Raw genomic sequence first — 16,199 nt, forward strand, 5'->3', positions numbered from 1 at the left:
TCATGTTGCATCGTTATCTTCCAATGACAGAAGAAGACAAAAAAGAAATGTTACAAACGATCGGTGTTCAAACGATCGATGAATTATTTTCTGATATTCCAGAAAGTGTTCGTTTCAAAGGGGATTTAAACATTAAACAAGCAAAGTCAGAACCAGAACTTTTAAAAGAACTGTCTGATATGGCTCGTAAAAATGCCAACTTAAAAGAATATGCATCTTTCTTAGGAGCAGGTGTATACGATCATTATGCTCCAGTAATTGTTGATCATGTTCTTTCTCGTTCAGAATTTTATACAGCGTATACGCCATACCAACCTGAAATTTCACAAGGAGAATTACAAGCAATTTTTGAATTTCAAACAATGATTTGTGAATTAACAGGAATGGATGTAGCAAACTCCTCTATGTATGACGGAGGTACGGCATTAGCAGAAGCAGCGATGCTAGCTGCAGGTCATACTCGTAAAAAGAGAATTCTTGTTTCTAAAGCAGTTCATCCAGAATCAAGAGCGGTACTTGAAACATATGCAAAAGGTCAACATCTTGAAGTTGTTGAAATTGATTATAAAAACGGTGTAACAGATTTAGACGTATTACAAAGTGAAGTGGACGATACAGTAGCTTGTGTAATTGTTCAATATCCTAACTTCTTCGGACAAGTGGAAAAATTAGCTGCTATTGAAAAAATCGTTCATCAGCAAAAATCATTATTTATCGTTTCTTCAAACCCATTATCATTAGGTGCTTTAACACCACCAGGGAAATTGGGTGCTGATATTGTCATCGGTGATGCACAACCATTTGGTATCCCAACACAGTTTGGTGGACCACACTGCGGTTATTTTGCAACAACGAAAACATTTATGCGTAAAATTCCAGGACGTCTTGTAGGACAAACTGTGGATTCAGATGGCAAACGTGGCTTCGTACTAACATTACAAGCTCGTGAGCAACATATTCGTCGTGATAAAGCGACATCTAACATTTGTTCAAACCAAGCACTAAATGCATTAGCGGCATCTGTAGCAATGACAGCGCTTGGAAGACAAGGTGTGAAAGAAATGGCACGCCAAAACATTTCGAAGGCACAATACGCAAAACGCCAATTTGAAGAAAAAGGATTTACTGTAATATTTGCCGGACCATTCTTCAATGAGTTTGTTGTAGATTGCAAGCGTCCAGTACAAGAAGTAAATGATGCATTAGTACAAAAGAATATTATCGGTGGTTACGACCTAGGCCGTGATTATAAAGAATTAGAGAATCATATGCTACTAGCTGTAACAGAACTTCGTACAAAAGAAGAAATTGACACACTTGTAAACGAAATGGGGGCTATCCAATGAAGAACCAAGACCAAGCACTTATTTTTGAAATGAGTAGAAAAGGACGCGTAGGATATAGCTTACCCCAATTAGATGTAGAAGAAGTGAAATTAGAAGATGTGTTTGAGAACGATTATATTCGTTCAGAAGATGCAGAGCTTCCAGAAGTATCTGAACTAGACATTATGCGTCATTACACAGCGCTTTCAAACCGTAATCACGGTGTTGATTCTGGATTCTATCCATTAGGATCTTGTACGATGAAGTACAATCCAAAAATTAACGAAAACGTGGCACGTTTCCCAGGATTTGCACACATTCATCCGCTTCAAGATGAAAAAACAGTGCAAGGTGCAATGGAATTAATGTATGACTTACAAGAACATTTAATTGAAATCACAGGAATGGATACTGTTACACTTCAACCAGCAGCTGGTGCACATGGGGAATGGACAGGATTAATGCTAATCCGTGCATATCATGAAGCAAATGGTGATTATAACCGTACAAAAGTTATTGTTCCTGACTCTGCGCACGGAACAAATCCAGCATCTGCAACAGTAGCAGGTTTTGAAACAATTACAGTTAAATCAAATGAAAATGGCCTTGTTGACTTAGAAGATTTAAAACGTGTTGTGAATGAAGAGACAGCAGCACTTATGTTAACAAATCCAAATACACTTGGTTTATTTGAAGAAAATATTTTAGAAATGGCAGAAATCGTTCATAATGCGGGTGGGAAATTGTATTATGATGGTGCGAACTTAAATGCAGTATTAAGCCAAGCACGTCCTGGCGATATGGGATTTGACGTTGTACATTTAAACCTTCATAAAACATTTACAGGTCCACATGGTGGCGGTGGTCCGGGCTCTGGCCCAGTAGGTGTAAAAGAAGATTTAATTCCGTTCTTACCAAAACCAATTTTAGAGAAAACAGAAAATGGCTATCACTTTAACTACGATCGTCCACAAGCGATTGGACGCGTGAAACCATTCTATGGAAACTTTGGTATCAACGTTCGTGCTTATACGTATATTCGTTCTATGGGTCCAGATGGTCTACGTGCAGTAACAGAATATGCTGTATTAAATGCAAACTATATGATGAGAAGATTAGCACCATTCTACGATCTTCCATTTGATAGACATTGTAAGCATGAATTTGTATTATCAGGACGTCGTCAAAAGAAACTTGGCGTACGTACGTTAGATATCGCAAAACGTCTGCTTGATTTTGGCTACCATCCACCAACAATTTACTTCCCGTTAAACGTGGAAGAATGTATTATGATTGAGCCAACAGAAACAGAATCAAAAGAAACATTAGATGGATTCATTGATAAGATGATTCAAATCGCAAAAGAAGCAGAAGAAAATCCAGAAGTTGTACAAGAAGCACCACATACAACAGTAATTAAACGTCTTGATGAAACAATGGCTGCTCGTAAACCAGTGTTACGTTATCAAAAGCCAGCTCCTGTACAAGTTTGAGTACATGTGAAATGAAAAGAACTCGCTATACGCGGGTTCTTTTTTTTGTGGAGAATCTGTGCAGAAATTATGAAAATAATGTAAATAATTTTTATGTTTTATGTAACAGTGTAGAGGAAAGTTGTTTTTTAGGCTTTTTTGTTGAAAAAGTCGGTTTGATAAAATTGTGTATTTTTGTTAGAATTTTATTGAAATTAAGAGGGCGTAATGAGAGAGACATAACTCATTTTTATGTATATGTGAAAAAACGAACAATTTGGGGTGAGGAAATGGGCTATAAGTGTTACAGGATGGTGTATCATTTAGAAAACGGTAAAACGATTAAAGATATAAAGGAATTTTGTTATCGAGATCATGGGAAAATGTTAGAACGTGTAGCACATCGTGTAATGGATAACGAAGAAGTGACGGCGATTGATAAACAAGGAACAATTATTTCAATAGCTTGTGATGACATTGTAAAGGTAGAACTTGATTATATAAAAGAAAGTTAACCTTGAGTCATATCGAATTATTCGATAAAATATACTGTTGAATGGTGAAGTGAGAAGAGAGGAGCTTATTATGGGTAGTACAAGACACTTTTATATGTTTATTTTAGCGTTTGTACTTGTTGTGGCATTAACGGTATATTTAATTGTTGATAGCAGCTGGTACAATGCGGTGCATCCGGCATTTCTTATTTTTATGTACATAGGAATTGCGGTTGTTAGTTTTGGGATGAGAGACGAAATGTTAGATCGCTTTGAGAAGTGATACATATATGGAAGACCAACAGGGAATTGTTGGTCTTTTTTTCTTGTCCAAAATAAGGAGTTTGTTACTATAGCTGATGTAATTATATGTATATGCGTTGTTTTTGGATGGGATTTTATAAAAAGGTGTCTCATTATAAGACACCTTTTTTCAATAAGAGAAATAACACAGAAGTAACTTATAAACAGAAACGGTGCTCGGCATATCTTTTGGCGCATGTAATATGAGGCTGAAACATATAACAAAGAAAAGAAATAAGAAAAATAACAATAGGATATGTTTATGTATGGAATTTTGCATGTAATCAGCTCCTTTTTGTGTAGTATGCCCTAAAGGAGTGAAGATATAGTTAGATTTGAAAAAATGGGGAAGAGACATGTAATGAGGAAACAGAGGTTAAAAGGGAGAATATTAATGAAATCTGCATTGTTCTTTCCTTAAATCTTAGTATGCTTGATTTTTACTCGGATATTGATATTTTAAAAAGGTGAATAATATTATCGGTACTAGTGTTTTTATTCTTGGAATACTATGCCTTATTGTATCGAATTTCTTTAAAAATCCAAAATATAGGAATCATTAAGGGTGAAAAAAGACAGTCACTTCACTTTTCGGAAGAACTGTCTTTTTTACTTAATTTGCCCCAAATCTTGGCGATACTCCAAATGATAAGAATTGTAATAGAGGCAATTATCGACCAAACGATGGATGCAATTTCAAGCGCCATGTTCGGAAGGAATGTAAGAACAGAAATTGCTTTATGAAATAGCCATTCTATAATATGAAAGCTTATTTGCAGTAGAATAACGATTCCGAGTATAATCCCAGTTAGGATTTGTTTTCCTTTTGCTTTCCACATGACGATCACCCCACGTTAGCTCATTAATTTTAAGCCAACTGCCCCGCATAAAATGCAGCTTAAAAAGGCAAGGCGACGCCAATCAGCTGATTCGCGGAATAAAAGAATGCCTAGCAGCGCACTTCCGGCAGTCCCAATTCCAGTCCAAATCGCGTAAGCTGTTCCCATCGGTAACGAGTTCATTGCTAGTGATAAGAAGAAGAAGCTTACGCCGAAGTTAGCAATTAAAATAAGTTTTGGTGCCCAGCCTTTCTTTTCAGTGGCTACTTTCATAAACAGTACACCAACAATCTCACAAATACCAGCAATAATTAAAAATACCCATGCCATTTTATGCAGCCTCCTTCTCTTCTTGTTCACCTGTTACTCGTTTTAAACCAATTACTCCAAAGAAAATTAAACCAATTAATAAAACTTTTATAATTGAAAAAGGTTCTCCGAAAATAAAAATCTCTGTAAGAACGATTCCGCCAGCCCCGATTCCTGTAAACACAGCATATACAGTTCCTACAGGTAAATCTTTATAAGCTTTAAACAATAGGACGAAACTTATTGCGATTAAAAGAGCAACACCGATCCATTCAATTGGTGTTGTTGCGTGCTTTAGTCCAATCACCCAAAAAATTTCAATAATGCCAGCTAAAATTACATAAATCCATGCCATATATTATTTCTCCTTCCTACCAGTCGTTAGGTAAAGGGCTGAAAAACGACGCATTGCTAAGTAAGCAATCCGTCATTTTGAAAGACCATTCCAAAATACTTTCCAAGAGGCGTTTAAGCGGGTCTTAAAGCGATTTAAACCTGCGAATAGTAGTTCAACCATAAGACCGTCAATTAAGCATAAATAAGCCTCTAAAGCGTCTTTTATTTCAATGTTATGCAGTTCACCTTGTTCGTTTGCTCGTTTGAATACAGGAAATAAAAGTTCTCTGATGTTTTCAATGTGAGCATTTGCTTTTTCAATAATTTGTTCGCGAAATGCATCCGGCGGAAAATAAGAAGTGCGTAACCAAAACATTGATTCTTCACTTTCACCAAATCGCTTTGCGTAACCTTTCAATAAGTTTACAAGTAATGCTTCAGTAGATGATTCTGAAAAATTTTCCATATCATCTGTAAAGCATTGTAAATCTTTTTGCAAGGCTGCTTCTAAGCAGGTGAAATATAATTCTTCTTTTCCTTTAAAGTGTGCGTAAATTGATGGTTTTTTAATCCCGACCTCTTGAGCAATATTTGCTAATGAAGTCCCTTCATAGCCATAGCGTGCGAAATGAGAAAGTGCTACAGCTTTAATGCGGTTTGCTGTCATCTTCATCCCCTACCTACCGTTCGTTAGTTTGAGTATAAAAGAAAGAAAAAATAAAGTCAATAAGGAAAACTCTAAAAAGAGCACCTAATTTGGTACTCTTTACACGGTTTGACGCTCAATTAATCGGAAAGAGAGCTCTTTTGAATCAATAGTCATTTGTTCATTTTGTATTTGTTTATAAAACATTGAAAATGCATGAAATCCCATACTTAATCCCGGATGTTCAATAGTTGTAATTTCTAGTGCTTCAGAAACTTCGTGGTTATCAAATCCTAGTATTGCGATATCATCTGGAACGCGTAGACCTTGTTTTTTTGCTTCCGTTAATAAACCAGCTGCAACTTGATCGTTTGCAGCAAAGATAGCAGTTGGGCGTTCCTTCATTTTTAATATGTTTTGCATAACTTTGGAACCGTCTTTCATCGTGTAGCATTGATAGAACATCCAGTTTTTATGTACCATTTTTCCAGATGAATGGAGTGCATCAAAAAATGCTTGTTTTCTTTGCATTGTGTTGGCACTATTTTCACGAGCTAGACAAACACCGATGTGACTATGTCCTTTGTGTAATAAGTATTCTGTACCAATACGAAATCCTTCATAATGATTAACATAAACAGATGAAATAAGTGGATGCATCATCTTTTCACAAGAAATAATAGGAGCAAATTTTGCATAAGGTTCAATTGTCTCCCATGAGCTTGTACGTGAGCAAATAATCATGCCATCAAATTGCTTCATTTTCATCATTTCTAGAACACGAAGTTCCTCCTTACTATCATAGTTGGTTTGACAAAGATTAATATGATAGCCCGCAGCCAATGCTTCATTTCCAATCCCTTCAATAATGGTACTGAAATAGGGTAAGTTGATAAAAGGAAGCATTACCCCCACTGTAAATGTTTTCCCTCTTAATAAATGAACTGCATTTATATTTTTTGCATAATTTAATTCTTCAACCGCATCTAAAACGCGTTTTCGCTTTTCATCGCTGACGTAGGGATGGTCATTTAGCACGCGCGAAACCGTCGTGATAGATACCCCAGCGATTTTCGCAATTTGTTTTATATTTGCCATATGTATCACCTCTTCGTTCATTATATAGGCAAATAGATAGGAATGGAAAAAAATACTGGGAAAAGCTTGACCTGAAAAGCTTTTCACAATCTATGTTATAAAAGACCTACTGTTATTCGCGTCACCTTTTTATTTTGGGCGTAAGAGTAGCAGGAAGTCTTTTTTTGTCTAAATAAAAATGCTGTGTCAAAATCTGTGAGATAAACGGGGAAAGTTTTCAAAGGGAGAGTTGACAGGTGGAGCGAATATGAACAACATATTAACGCTTTGTTCGCAAAAGGAGCGGGATGAAAGGGCGGAAACAAATTGAAAAAAAGAATCATTTGTTTCGTGTTTTCTAGTATGTTACTGAGTTCATGTTCATTCCAACAAACAGCGAAAGAGGAAAAACAATTTGTGGGAAATGCGGATGGAGCTGTAGATCTTGTATCTGGTCCCATTTCGTTAAAGGATACAAAAAAATATTTTTCGGAAGCATTTAAAGTTCCGACATATTTGCCGTACGATGTTATGAGTGGTGTAAAAGGAGAAGTAAGAACAATTGGAAAGAAGAACGCGGTCTTAACGATTAAATATAAACAACAGGAAAAAAGAAGAAAAGATTATATAGAATTAACAGTTGCTAACTTTTCCTATAGTTTTCCGTATATTGTAGAACAAAATCGATTTCAGGAACAGATGAAGTTGAATAATGGGGCAACTGCTTATTTTAAAAATAGGGATGAATTTGAACAAGGGGAAGAATTTGCAACGCTCATATGGAAAGAGAAAGGATTAGAATATCAATTGTTATATCGCAATGTAGAATTAAGAAATGAAGAAGTAGTAAAACAAAACTTAGCATATATTGCGAACAACATGGAAGAAAAGAACTAGCTGATGAGTCATGCTAGTTCTTCAAAATATTATTTCTTTTTAATTCTGCCTGTCCAAGATTTAAATCCACCTTGTAATTGGTAGAAATCTTTGTAACCCTGTTTTTTTAGATATTGAGCCGCACGTCCTGTACGGAATCCACTTTGACAGTATAAATAAACAGGTTGGTCTTTACGTAGCTCTTTGTAACGCATACGGATTTGTGATAGCGGAATATTACGAGCACCTAAAATATGACCAGCGTTAAATTCATCTGCTTCACGAATATCGATAAGCTGTGCTTTACGGTAGCCAGCGCGAAATTCTTCTTCTGAAAGTGTTTTAATCAATTTCTTCTGATAGAAAAACATCCATACAGAGTAGCCGATGAATGCTAGAACTACGGCTAGTATAATAATTAAGTTTGTTGACACGATTCTATCGCTCCCTTTTTTCTTATCCTACTTTCAATATTATAATGCCCGTATGTATTTATGCAACAGGTTCGTTCGGTGAGAAGAAGAAATTTCGTATTCTTTCACAAATTTTGTCGAATTTGTTAGACTAGATATTGTGAAAAATAATTGGTTACATGAGGTGCAGGATGGGAAAAGAAAAATGGTGCTATATTAACTCTGGTCAATGTTCACCGGCATTCAATATGGCGTTAGATGAATGTTTATTAAATTGGCAAAGTGAAAAGAAAATGCCACCAACAATTCGTTTTTATGAATGGGAAGTGCCAACATTAACAGTGGGGTATTTTCAACGTGTAGAAAAAGATATCAATATGGATGTAGTAAAAGAGAAGGAATATGGATTTGTTCGCCGTCAAACAGGTGGTAGGGGAGTATTGCACGATAAGGAATTAACGTACAGTGTTATTGTCTCTGAAGATCATCCGAATATGCCTAGAACAGTTACAGAAGCGTATCGCGTAATTTCTCAAGGGCTACTTGAAGGTTTTAAGGCGCTAGGATTAGAAGCGTACTATGCGGTTCCAAAAACAGAAGCGGATCGTGAAAATTTAAAAAATCCACGTTCAGGTGTATGTTTTGACGCTCCGTCTTGGTATGAAATTGTTGTAGAAGGCCGGAAAATTGCTGGAAGTGCACAAACGCGCCAAAAAGGAGTTATCCTACAGCATGGATCTATTCCGTTAGAAATTGATTTAGATGAGCTGTATGATTTATTTTTATTCCCAAATGAGCGAGTGAAAGAGCGTATGAAGAGCATGTTTTCTTCTAAAGCGGTCGCAATCAATGAATTAACAGACCGTACATTTACGATTGAACAGTTGATTGAAGCGTTCCAAGTTGGATTTGAAAAAGGCTTAGATGTGGAGCTAGTCCCGTATGAACTAACGGAAGAACAGCTTCAAGAAGTGCAAACATTAGCAAAAGAAAAATATGAGAGCGATGAGTGGAATTATAAAAAATAAGGAGGTGGCATTTGCCACCTCCTTATTTTTTATAGTAAATTCAGTACTTTTTCTACTTTAATCCCTTTTTCTTGTAAAGAACGAAGGCGATTTACGACATCCATAATTTCTTTATCAAAAGTAACGCTAATACCTTGGCTTTGTAATTCTTCTTTTAAATTTTCAATAGAATCATCTATATCGATGCCAAGCTCGTAATCTTGACATACTTCAATTGTCTTTTTCACAAGTTTTACATAATTTTCTTGTAGTTTTGAGTTTGTTTCAGCCGCAGTTGTTTGTTTCGGCTTTGTAGGCATAACCGTAACTGTTTCTTTCTTTGCGACTGGAGTAGGTACTTCATTTTTTATAGGTGCTGGTTTAGGTGCCGCTACAACTGTTTCTGAACGCACTGGTTTAGGTGCTGGTGCCGGAATAGGTTTAGGCGTTGCAACAGGTTCCTCAACACGTGTAATAGGTTTAGGTGACGCTGTAACTACCTTTGGTGCCTCTACGACTACTTCCTTCTTTGGCGCAGCTTCTACTGGTGTTATTTCTTGTTCTGCAGCTTCTTTATTTTCTTTGCTCCACATAACGCGTTCAATTTCTAGAGAAACATTATTTTTGTTCATTGCTGTTAATGTAACTTTACCAACTTCAGCGTTTCCAGTGAAATCAACAATTTTATAAATGACACTCTTGTTCCAATCCACGTTTCCGCTCAAAAATAATTCTTCGTTACATTTCGGCGTTAAGCCCTCGATTTTAATTTCTGCGTTTACACCGTTTTCACTATATACCATAATTAGCGAAGCATTTACATCTTCGTCTGCTAACATTAGTTCACGAACCATTTTGCCGGTGCGTACTTGCGTTTTCTTCTTAAGTGACATCAAATTTCTCCTCTCAAAAATTCAGTAATAATAAAAAAATCGTATAACGAAAAATAATTGCTCACGAAGATTTATGATACCGATAATAAAAGCATCACGTCAACAATTTACGTTAATTATTTTGTATTTTTCTTTTTTTCTTTATGAAATTTTTCAGTTTGTAAAATTAGACAGAAGAAAAACAGCGTTATTAGTGTACTGTTGCTCATACTAAAAGCAGGGGGAAAGTTATATAAAGCTATTTATGCCAAAGGTTGTTTATTTTGAAATACAGGCACTTGAGTAATTATATGATAAGTTTACATGGATGGGTCTAGAAATTTGAGAGACAACATCCCATAATCAGATTCGTGATTTATCTGAAGAGAATGATTTGCAGAAATATCGTAATGCGAAAACGATTGAGTGTATTGGATAGAGTGAATAAGATCGTCTTCGTTACATTACGAAATATTCGCATGTAGATCATTTGTTGGATGCAAAGCATAATGGAAAACACGTTTTCGCTTTGTAGTGAGGTTAGAGGAGACAATAAGGGGATGTATTCACAAAAATTTTCCAAATACTGAAATTCAATATTCCGTATAGGGGAATTTGTACTATACAGATTCTTTTTTTGTTTCAGGGCATTTGATCGGTTCGACTCTTGTCATGATACCCTTTCTGGTGTATCATTTTATTGATTGCTTCGTGCGGAAAATATAAAATGAAATTGGATGGAGGAAACCGATGCCTACCCCTAGTATGGAAGATTATATTGAACAAATTTATTTGTTGATTGATGAAAAGGGATATGCCCGCGTGTCTGATATTGCTGAAGCGCTTAGTGTACATCCATCCTCTGTAACGAAAATGGTACAAAAATTAGATAAAGATGAGTATCTAATTTATGAAAAATATAGAGGGCTTGTATTAACAACAAAAGGGAAAAAAATCGGGGAGCGTCTTGTATATCGTCATGAGTTATTAGAACAATTTATGCGTATTATCGGTGTGGATGAAAGTAAGATTTATAATGATGTAGAAGGAATTGAACATCATTTAAGTTGGGAAGCTATTGACCGCATTGGTGATTTAGTACAATATTTTGAGCAAGATGAGCTTCGAATTGAAACACTTCGCGGCGTTCAAAAAGCAAATGAAGAGCAGGGAAAGTAAAGGGAACGAAGTGCGTTTCCTTTTTTGTTTAGAAAAGGAAATTCCTTTGTTTAAATTGAATATATAGAGATGTGAAAAATCGTTTTGTAAAAGGTGGGATAGGAATGAAAGCAATTATTTTTGACTTTGATGGATTAATTGTAGATACAGAGACAATTTGGTTCCAATCTTTTCAGGAAGTGATTCACGAATATGGTGGTGAGTTACCTCTAGAAGAGTTTGCGAAATGTATTGGAACAACAGATGAAGTACTTTATACATATATTGAACAACAATTGAAAGAGCAATTTAATAAAAAATTGCTAAAAGAAAAAGTTTCGGCGTTACATCAAGAGAAAATGAAAATACCAGTCGTTCGTGATGGTGTGAAAGAATATTTAGAAGAAGCAAAAAGTCTTGGAGTAAAAATTGGTTTAGCTTCTAGTTCTTCAAGAAAGTGGGTTATCGGATTTTTAGAAGATTTAGGGATTCGAGAGTATTTTGAAGTTATTAAAACAAAAGAAGATGTTGAGAAAGTAAAACCGGATCCAGCACTGTATAAGGCAGCTATTGAAGAATTGAAAGTTGATGCATCAGAAGCTGTTGTGTTTGAGGATTCAGTGAATGGATTGAAAGCAGCGATTGCAGCGGAATTAAAATGTGTCGTTGTTCCTAATGAAGTTACAAAGACTTTGCAGTTTGAAAATCACCATCTTCGCTTAGGGAGTATGAAAGAAAAGAGTTTAACAGAAGTGCTTCAATATGTGAGAGAGCATAAATGAAAAAAGACCGCATTTCCTAAAAGGAAGCGCGGTCTTTCTTTTTATTTTTTTTACCCTCAATCACGGTTAAATGGGATTGTTTTCGCTTCCGCTTTAACAATGATGAATTGCTTTTCTTAACTTTGTCATCAGAAGCATTTCGTTTTAATAAAGAATTGCTTAGGGGTGCTACATTTTGTTTTCCGTATTTTCGGTTCGATTGTTTCGCAGCACGCTTATAAGAGTTTTGCGAATTGGCGGAACCGCTGGAATTTGTAAACATTTTATATAATACATAAAAGACACCAACAACAAGTAACATGATGACAATGTTTTTAACCATTCCATATGGATCAGTAATTGCAGATGATACGAGACCAAATATTGCTAGCCCAATAATAAGTACGAATAAAGCGAACGTAAACGAACGACCGTTCATAGGGAACACCTCCTAAATAACATATATTAAAATTAGTATATTAGCGACAAGGAAAGGAGTTGAGTACCATTTTAAAAAATTATTATTGTTTTTTCTCCAAACGTAATAATTCTTCAAAGGATGCAATCGCAACTTCAACTTGATCATCTTCTGGTTCTTTTGTTGTTAATAGTTGCAGCCATAATCCTGGGTATCCTAATACACGTAAGATTGGAATATCTCGTAATCGATTTGTAAACTGTAAGACTTCAAAAGAAATACCTAGAACAACTGGAATTAATAGAATTCGGTTTACGACTCTGACCCAAAGCGGATCAGTTGGAACAAGAAAGTAGACAAACATTCCGATAATGACTGTAAATATAATGAAACTACTACCACAACGATAATGAAGGCGAGTTTGTTTTTGGACATTTGCTACTGTCAGCGGAAGATTGTTTTCATAAGCGTTGATAACCTTGTGTTCCGCACCGTGATATTGAAACACACGCTTAATGATCGGAGTTAGGGACACAATATATATATAGCTCAGTAAAAGGATGAGCTTAATGATGCTTTCGACAATAATTTGCCCAGTGTGAGATGGGAAAAATGGTCTTGTCAATTCTGCTAAAAGTGCGGGAACTGCTGTGAAAATAACTTTACCGAATATGAACGATAAGACACCGACTGCGGCTACTCCTAATATCATCGTTAATTTGGATTGTTCTTCTTGTTTGTTTACAAGCTGTTCATCGTCTTCAGGATGAACGTCAAATCGTTCTGAAGCAAAGTTTAAGTGCTTTGCTCCATTAGCACTTGCATCAATGATAGCGGCGATACCACGTAGAAATGGAATCTTCTTTAGCGTAGATAATACTTTATTCTGCACGCGTCGTAGTCGATAAAATTCGATTGATTTATCTTTACGACGAACCGCTGTAACAGTATATTCTCTACCACCAAACATAACTCCTTCTATGACCGCTTGCCCACCGTATATTTGTTTTGTCTCCTCTGCCATGTTAACACCAACCTGTATTTGTTTCTCTCTTATGTAGAAAAGAGGCAATTGTCACACTTGGTTCTGTCATTGTGAGATTTGACAATCACCGAGTTTCCTTTATTTTATCGACAAACACAAGCTGCTGACAAGAAAAATTGTTGCAGGAGCCAGACATTTCTTATTCTTTTTATAGACAAAATTCGCATGATTTAAACATGCTTCAAAATAGTTTCGGACATACTAGTAAGCGGAGGTGTTGATGTGAAGCAAGAACAATCAGGAATAAATAAATTTGTACAGATTGGTTTGTTTGGCGGTTTTTTTTGGGGAAGTATATGGTATTTTCTTCATGTTTTTTCATTTACAGAAGCTGGACCAAACTATTTGCTTTTACCATTTGCGTTTGGATCATGGAAAGAAGGCGTTTGGGGAAATGTATTAGGTATTGTCTGTATTGGGATTCTCTCTATTTTGGTGGCCTTTCTCTATAAGGTTCTTTTTAAAAGATTTGAAGGGATACTACCTGGGATCATTTATGGTTTCTTTTGGTGGAGTATTTTATTTTTGGGGCTAGGTTCTATTGCACCTGTTATAAAAAATGCACTTCATTTACCAAAAGAAACAATTGTCACAACGATATGTATTTTTATTTTATATGGTGTATTTATCACATATTCTGTTTCGTTTGAAGCGAACAACATGAATCAAGGGGAAGGGGCAGAGTAGACAAACTATTCAAATAAGTGACTCCTGTGTTAAAATGTTGTATAGACATTTTTATATTAAGGAGTTTACAAATATGAAAAGATTACTCCTCGTTAACGGTCCTAATCTAAATCGCCTTGGTGTCCGAGAGGTGAATGTATATGGGAAAGGAACGTTAGCGACACTTGAAACAGAGATGAAGCAAGAAGCAGAGAAATTGGGAGTGGAGTTAGAATGTTTTCAATCGAATCATGAAGGTGTTCTTATTGACATCATTCATGAGGCCGATGACATATATGAAGGAATCATTCTAAATCCAGGAGCATTTACGCATTATAGCTATGCGATTCGGGATGCGATTGCGAGCATTTCGATTCCGGTTATTGAAGTACATATTTCCAACATACACCAGCGCGAATCGTTTCGCCATGAATCTGTGACGGCAGCTGCCACTACAGGACAAATTGTTGGATTTGGTTTTTATGGCTATAAGTTAGCGTTATTTGCATTAATGGAGAAACTTAGGGAGGCATAAAACTGATGGAAAAGATCACGAAGTTAAGAAGTGCATTTGATGAAGCTGGTATTGATGGTATTTTATTAACAAATGAATATAGTCGTAGATATATGACGAACTTTACAGGGACAGCTGGTGTTGTACTTATTTCTAACGATCGTGCTTTATTTATTACAGATTTCCGCTATGTAGAGCAAGCTAGTAAACAAGCTGTTAGTTATGAGATTGTACAACATACAGGACTAATTCTGGATGAAGTTGCGAAACAAGTGAAAAACTTGGGGATTCAAAAGCTTGGCTTTGAGCAAGATGATCTTACATATAGCTCTTATACAGCACATAAAGAAGCCGTTGAAGCGGAATTTGTTCCAACTTCTGGGCTTGTAGAAAAGTTACGCTTGATTAAGACGGATTCAGAGATTAAGATATTAAAGGAAGCTGCACAGATTGCAGATGCTGCCTTTGAACATATTCTATCATTCATTCGCCCAGGCGTATCTGAAATTGAAGTGTCAAATGAACTTGAATTTTTCATGAGAAAACAAGGAGCAACATCTTCTTCGTTTGATATTATCGTTGCTTCAGGACTTCGTTCAGCACTGCCGCATGGTGTGGCATCTGAAAAAGTGATAGAAAAAGGAGATTTCGTAACATTAGACTTCGGTGCTTATTATAAAGGATATTGCTCTGATATTACACGTACGATTGCAGTCGGCGAACCATCTGATAAATTAAAAGAAATTTATAATGTCGTTTTAGAAGCGCAAATCCGTGGTGTAAACGGCATTAAAGCTGGTTTAACTGGTCGTGAAGCAGATGCATTAACACGTGACTACATAACGGAAAAAGGATACGGTGAATATTTTGGGCATTCTACTGGTCATGGAGTGGGTCTTGAGATTCATGAAGCACCAGGTTTAGCGTTCCGCTCTGAAACGGTACTTGAGCCTGGTATGGCTGTAACAGTAGAGCCAGGTATTTATATTCCAGGTGTTGGTGGTGTGCGTATCGAGGACGATATCATCATAACAAGCGAAGGTAATGAAGTAATCACGAAGTCTCCGAAAGAACTTATTATTTTGTAATACACAGGAGGATTTTTTGCATGATTTCAGTAAATGATTTTCGTACAGGTTTAACAATTTCAGTGGACAATGGCCTTTGGCAAGTTCTAGATTTCCAACACGTAAAGCCAGGTAAAGGTGCTGCGTTCGTTCGTTCTAAATTACGTAACCTTCGCACAGGTTCTGTTCAAGAAAAAACATTCCGTGCAGGTGAAAAGGTAGAAAAAGCACATATCGAAAACCGTCGTATGCAATACTTATACGCGAGCGGTGAGTCTCACGTATTCATGGATAACGGAACTTATGAGCAAATCGAACTTGGTGAAACTCAAATCGAGCGCGAGCTAAAATTCTTAAAAGAAAATATGGAAGTAGCTATTATGACATACCAAGGCGAAGTACTTGGGGTTGAACTTCCAAATACTGTAGAGTTAAAAGTTGTTGAAACAGAGCCAGGTATTAAAGGTGACACAGCTTCTAACGTAACAAAACCAGCTACATTAGAAACTGGTCTTGTTGTACAAGTACCAATTTTCATTAACGAAGGCGAAATGCTGATCATCAACACAGGTGAAGGTAAATACGTTTCTCGTGCATAGTT

Annotated in this window: 22 protein-coding genes and 1 pseudogene; 14 read left to right on the plus strand and 9 right to left on the minus strand. The window is 36.2% G+C overall.

The window, feature by feature from the left end; genetic code table 11:
- Nucleotides 1–2 precede the first annotated feature (2 nt).
- The 4 genes from gcvPA to M014_RS0100630 all read left to right on the plus strand — a co-directional run bounded on the left by gcvPA (nt 3) and on the right by M014_RS0100630 (nt 3,574).
- Nucleotides 3–1,346 carry an aminomethyl-transferring glycine dehydrogenase subunit 1 gene (gene gcvPA / locus M014_RS0100615; protein ID WP_026589955.1) on the plus strand — a complete coding sequence of 448 codons (1,344 nt, stop codon included), beginning with the start codon at nt 3–5 and terminating at the stop codon, nt 1,344–1,346.
- Nucleotides 1,343–2,818 (plus strand): aminomethyl-transferring glycine dehydrogenase subunit 2, encoded by a 1,476-nt coding sequence (gene gcvPB / locus M014_RS0100620; RefSeq protein ID WP_026589956.1) that lies wholly within the window; start codon nt 1,343–1,345, stop codon nt 2,816–2,818. The genes gcvPA and gcvPB overlap by 4 nt, the downstream gene beginning before the upstream one ends.
- A gap of 269 nt (nt 2,819–3,087) precedes the next feature.
- Nucleotides 3,088–3,312 (plus strand): DUF3929 family protein, encoded by a 225-nt coding sequence (locus M014_RS0100625; RefSeq protein WP_026589957.1) that lies wholly within the window; start codon nt 3,088–3,090, stop codon nt 3,310–3,312.
- Between the two features lie 70 nt (nt 3,313–3,382).
- Nucleotides 3,383–3,574: a hypothetical protein gene (locus M014_RS0100630; RefSeq protein ID WP_026589958.1), complete on the plus strand. Its 192-nt coding sequence runs from the start codon at nt 3,383–3,385 to the stop codon at nt 3,572–3,574.
- Nucleotides 3,575–4,178: 604 nt separating this feature from the next.
- Here the strand turns inward: M014_RS0100630 and M014_RS0100635 are convergent.
- The 5 genes from M014_RS0100635 to M014_RS0100655 form a co-directional block, all read right to left on the minus strand.
- Complete coding sequence (locus M014_RS0100635) at nt 4,179–4,433, minus strand: DUF3975 family protein (RefSeq protein WP_026589959.1); 255 nt, start codon at nt 4,431–4,433, stop codon at nt 4,179–4,181.
- A 15-nt stretch (nt 4,434–4,448) separates the two neighbouring features.
- The gene (locus M014_RS0100640; protein ID WP_026589960.1) at nt 4,449–4,763 is read right to left on the minus strand and encodes a DMT family transporter; all 315 of its coding nucleotides are present in this window, start codon (nt 4,761–4,763) and stop codon (nt 4,449–4,451) included.
- A gap of 1 nt (nt 4,764) precedes the next feature.
- Nucleotides 4,765–5,097 carry a DMT family transporter gene (locus tag M014_RS0100645; protein ID WP_026589961.1) on the minus strand — a complete coding sequence of 111 codons (333 nt, stop codon included), beginning with the start codon at nt 5,095–5,097 and terminating at the stop codon, nt 4,765–4,767.
- Between the two features lie 72 nt (nt 5,098–5,169).
- Nucleotides 5,170–5,751 carry a TetR/AcrR family transcriptional regulator gene (locus M014_RS0100650; RefSeq protein WP_026589962.1) on the minus strand — a complete coding sequence of 194 codons (582 nt, stop codon included), beginning with the start codon at nt 5,749–5,751 and terminating at the stop codon, nt 5,170–5,172.
- A gap of 93 nt (nt 5,752–5,844) precedes the next feature.
- Entirely contained in the window at nt 5,845–6,822 is a 978-nt protein-coding gene (locus tag M014_RS0100655) for a LacI family DNA-binding transcriptional regulator (protein WP_026589963.1), read from the minus strand.
- Nucleotides 6,823–7,152: 330 nt separating this feature from the next.
- Here M014_RS0100655 and M014_RS0100660 point away from each other — a divergent pair, with 330 nt between their 5' ends.
- The gene (locus M014_RS0100660; protein WP_035414449.1) at nt 7,153–7,698 is read left to right on the plus strand and encodes a hypothetical protein; all 546 of its coding nucleotides are present in this window, start codon (nt 7,153–7,155) and stop codon (nt 7,696–7,698) included.
- Between the two features lie 29 nt (nt 7,699–7,727).
- Here M014_RS0100660 and M014_RS0100665 read toward each other — a convergent pair whose 3' ends face one another.
- Nucleotides 7,728–8,111 carry a rhodanese-like domain-containing protein gene (locus M014_RS0100665; RefSeq protein ID WP_026589965.1) on the minus strand — a complete coding sequence of 128 codons (384 nt, stop codon included), beginning with the start codon at nt 8,109–8,111 and terminating at the stop codon, nt 7,728–7,730.
- Nucleotides 8,112–8,281: 170 nt separating this feature from the next.
- Between M014_RS0100665 and M014_RS0100670 the strand changes: the two genes are divergently transcribed.
- Nucleotides 8,282–9,118 carry a lipoate--protein ligase family protein gene (locus M014_RS0100670; RefSeq protein ID WP_026589966.1) on the plus strand — a complete coding sequence of 279 codons (837 nt, stop codon included), beginning with the start codon at nt 8,282–8,284 and terminating at the stop codon, nt 9,116–9,118.
- A gap of 29 nt (nt 9,119–9,147) precedes the next feature.
- On the opposite strand, the gene M014_RS0100675 is transcribed toward M014_RS0100670, so the two are convergent.
- Nucleotides 9,148–9,990, minus strand: a complete 843-nt coding sequence (locus tag M014_RS0100675) for a hypothetical protein (protein ID WP_026589967.1) — start codon at nt 9,988–9,990, stop codon at nt 9,148–9,150.
- A 346-nt stretch (nt 9,991–10,336) separates the two neighbouring features.
- Between M014_RS0100675 and M014_RS30515 the strand changes: the two genes are divergently transcribed.
- From M014_RS30515 to M014_RS0100685, 4 genes and pseudogenes are all read left to right on the plus strand, one after another.
- Nucleotides 10,337–10,408: a hypothetical protein gene (locus tag M014_RS30515; RefSeq protein ID WP_441296542.1), complete on the plus strand. Its 72-nt coding sequence runs from the start codon at nt 10,337–10,339 to the stop codon at nt 10,406–10,408.
- A gap of 12 nt (nt 10,409–10,420) precedes the next feature.
- Nucleotides 10,421–10,495, plus strand: a pseudogene (locus tag M014_RS30520) (spore photoproduct lyase family protein); the annotation flags it as partial.
- 224 nt (nt 10,496–10,719) lie between these two features.
- Nucleotides 10,720–11,148: a transcriptional regulator MntR gene (gene mntR, locus M014_RS0100680; RefSeq protein WP_026589968.1), complete on the plus strand. Its 429-nt coding sequence runs from the start codon at nt 10,720–10,722 to the stop codon at nt 11,146–11,148.
- A 104-nt stretch (nt 11,149–11,252) separates the two neighbouring features.
- Nucleotides 11,253–11,909, plus strand: a complete 657-nt coding sequence (locus M014_RS0100685) for an HAD family hydrolase (protein WP_035414365.1) — start codon at nt 11,253–11,255, stop codon at nt 11,907–11,909.
- A 16-nt stretch (nt 11,910–11,925) separates the two neighbouring features.
- Here M014_RS0100685 and M014_RS0100690 read toward each other — a convergent pair whose 3' ends face one another.
- Complete coding sequence (locus M014_RS0100690; RefSeq protein ID WP_026589970.1) at nt 11,926–12,327, minus strand: SA1362 family protein; 402 nt, start codon at nt 12,325–12,327, stop codon at nt 11,926–11,928.
- Between the two features lie 82 nt (nt 12,328–12,409).
- The gene (locus M014_RS0100695) at nt 12,410–13,330 is read right to left on the minus strand and encodes a DUF1385 domain-containing protein (RefSeq protein WP_026589971.1); all 921 of its coding nucleotides are present in this window, start codon (nt 13,328–13,330) and stop codon (nt 12,410–12,412) included.
- 243 nt (nt 13,331–13,573) lie between these two features.
- On the opposite strand from M014_RS0100695, the gene M014_RS0100700 reads away from it, so the two are divergent.
- The 4 genes from M014_RS0100700 (at nt 13,574) to efp (ending at nt 16,197) form a co-directional block, all read left to right on the plus strand.
- The gene (locus tag M014_RS0100700; RefSeq protein ID WP_026589972.1) at nt 13,574–14,038 is read left to right on the plus strand and encodes a YqhR family membrane protein; all 465 of its coding nucleotides are present in this window, start codon (nt 13,574–13,576) and stop codon (nt 14,036–14,038) included.
- 73 nt (nt 14,039–14,111) lie between these two features.
- Nucleotides 14,112–14,552, plus strand: a complete 441-nt coding sequence (gene aroQ, locus M014_RS0100705) for a type II 3-dehydroquinate dehydratase (protein ID WP_026589973.1) — start codon at nt 14,112–14,114, stop codon at nt 14,550–14,552.
- A 5-nt stretch (nt 14,553–14,557) separates the two neighbouring features.
- On the plus strand, nt 14,558–15,619 hold the full coding sequence (gene pepQ / locus M014_RS0100710) for a Xaa-Pro dipeptidase (RefSeq protein ID WP_026589974.1): 1,062 nt from the start codon (nt 14,558–14,560) through the stop codon (nt 15,617–15,619).
- Between the two features lie 20 nt (nt 15,620–15,639).
- Complete coding sequence (gene efp / locus M014_RS0100715; protein ID WP_026589975.1) at nt 15,640–16,197, plus strand: elongation factor P; 558 nt, start codon at nt 15,640–15,642, stop codon at nt 16,195–16,197.
- Nucleotides 16,198–16,199 lie beyond the last annotated feature (2 nt).

The organism is Bacillus sp. UNC437CL72CviS29, assembly GCF_000482345.1.
GTDB lineage: Bacteria > Bacillota > Bacilli > Bacillales > Bacillaceae_G > Bacillus_A > Bacillus_A arachidis.

What these genes read in the sequence shown, in the direction of transcription:
- aroQ (WP_026589973.1), top strand. Translation starts at nt 14,112, where the DNA reads ATGAAAAGATTACTCCTCGTTAACGGTCCTAATCTAAATCGCCTTGGT.
- M014_RS0100645 (WP_026589961.1), bottom strand. Translation starts at nt 5,097, where the DNA reads ATGGCATGGATTTATGTAATTTTAGCTGGCATTATTGAAATTTTTTGG.
- M014_RS0100675 (WP_026589967.1), bottom strand. Translation starts at nt 9,990, where the DNA reads ATGTCACTTAAGAAGAAAACGCAAGTACGCACCGGCAAAATGGTTCGT.
- gcvPA (WP_026589955.1), top strand. Translation starts at nt 3, where the DNA reads ATGTTGCATCGTTATCTTCCAATGACAGAAGAAGACAAAAAAGAAATG.
- M014_RS0100635 (WP_026589959.1), bottom strand. Translation starts at nt 4,433, where the DNA reads ATGTGGAAAGCAAAAGGAAAACAAATCCTAACTGGGATTATACTCGGA.
- efp (WP_026589975.1), top strand. Translation starts at nt 15,640, where the DNA reads ATGATTTCAGTAAATGATTTTCGTACAGGTTTAACAATTTCAGTGGAC.
- M014_RS0100650 (WP_026589962.1), bottom strand. Translation starts at nt 5,751, where the DNA reads ATGAAGATGACAGCAAACCGCATTAAAGCTGTAGCACTTTCTCATTTC.
- M014_RS0100685 (WP_035414365.1), top strand. Translation starts at nt 11,253, where the DNA reads ATGAAAGCAATTATTTTTGACTTTGATGGATTAATTGTAGATACAGAG.
- M014_RS0100630 (WP_026589958.1), top strand. Translation starts at nt 3,383, where the DNA reads ATGGGTAGTACAAGACACTTTTATATGTTTATTTTAGCGTTTGTACTT.
- pepQ (WP_026589974.1), top strand. Translation starts at nt 14,558, where the DNA reads ATGGAAAAGATCACGAAGTTAAGAAGTGCATTTGATGAAGCTGGTATT.
- mntR (WP_026589968.1), top strand. Translation starts at nt 10,720, where the DNA reads ATGCCTACCCCTAGTATGGAAGATTATATTGAACAAATTTATTTGTTG.
- M014_RS0100640 (WP_026589960.1), bottom strand. Translation starts at nt 4,763, where the DNA reads ATGGCATGGGTATTTTTAATTATTGCTGGTATTTGTGAGATTGTTGGT.
- gcvPB (WP_026589956.1), top strand. Translation starts at nt 1,343, where the DNA reads ATGAAGAACCAAGACCAAGCACTTATTTTTGAAATGAGTAGAAAAGGA.
- M014_RS0100690 (WP_026589970.1), bottom strand. Translation starts at nt 12,327, where the DNA reads ATGAACGGTCGTTCGTTTACGTTCGCTTTATTCGTACTTATTATTGGG.
- M014_RS0100625 (WP_026589957.1), top strand. Translation starts at nt 3,088, where the DNA reads ATGGGCTATAAGTGTTACAGGATGGTGTATCATTTAGAAAACGGTAAA.
- M014_RS0100655 (WP_026589963.1), bottom strand. Translation starts at nt 6,822, where the DNA reads ATGGCAAATATAAAACAAATTGCGAAAATCGCTGGGGTATCTATCACG.
- M014_RS0100695 (WP_026589971.1), bottom strand. Translation starts at nt 13,330, where the DNA reads ATGGCAGAGGAGACAAAACAAATATACGGTGGGCAAGCGGTCATAGAA.
- M014_RS0100670 (WP_026589966.1), top strand. Translation starts at nt 8,282, where the DNA reads ATGGGAAAAGAAAAATGGTGCTATATTAACTCTGGTCAATGTTCACCG.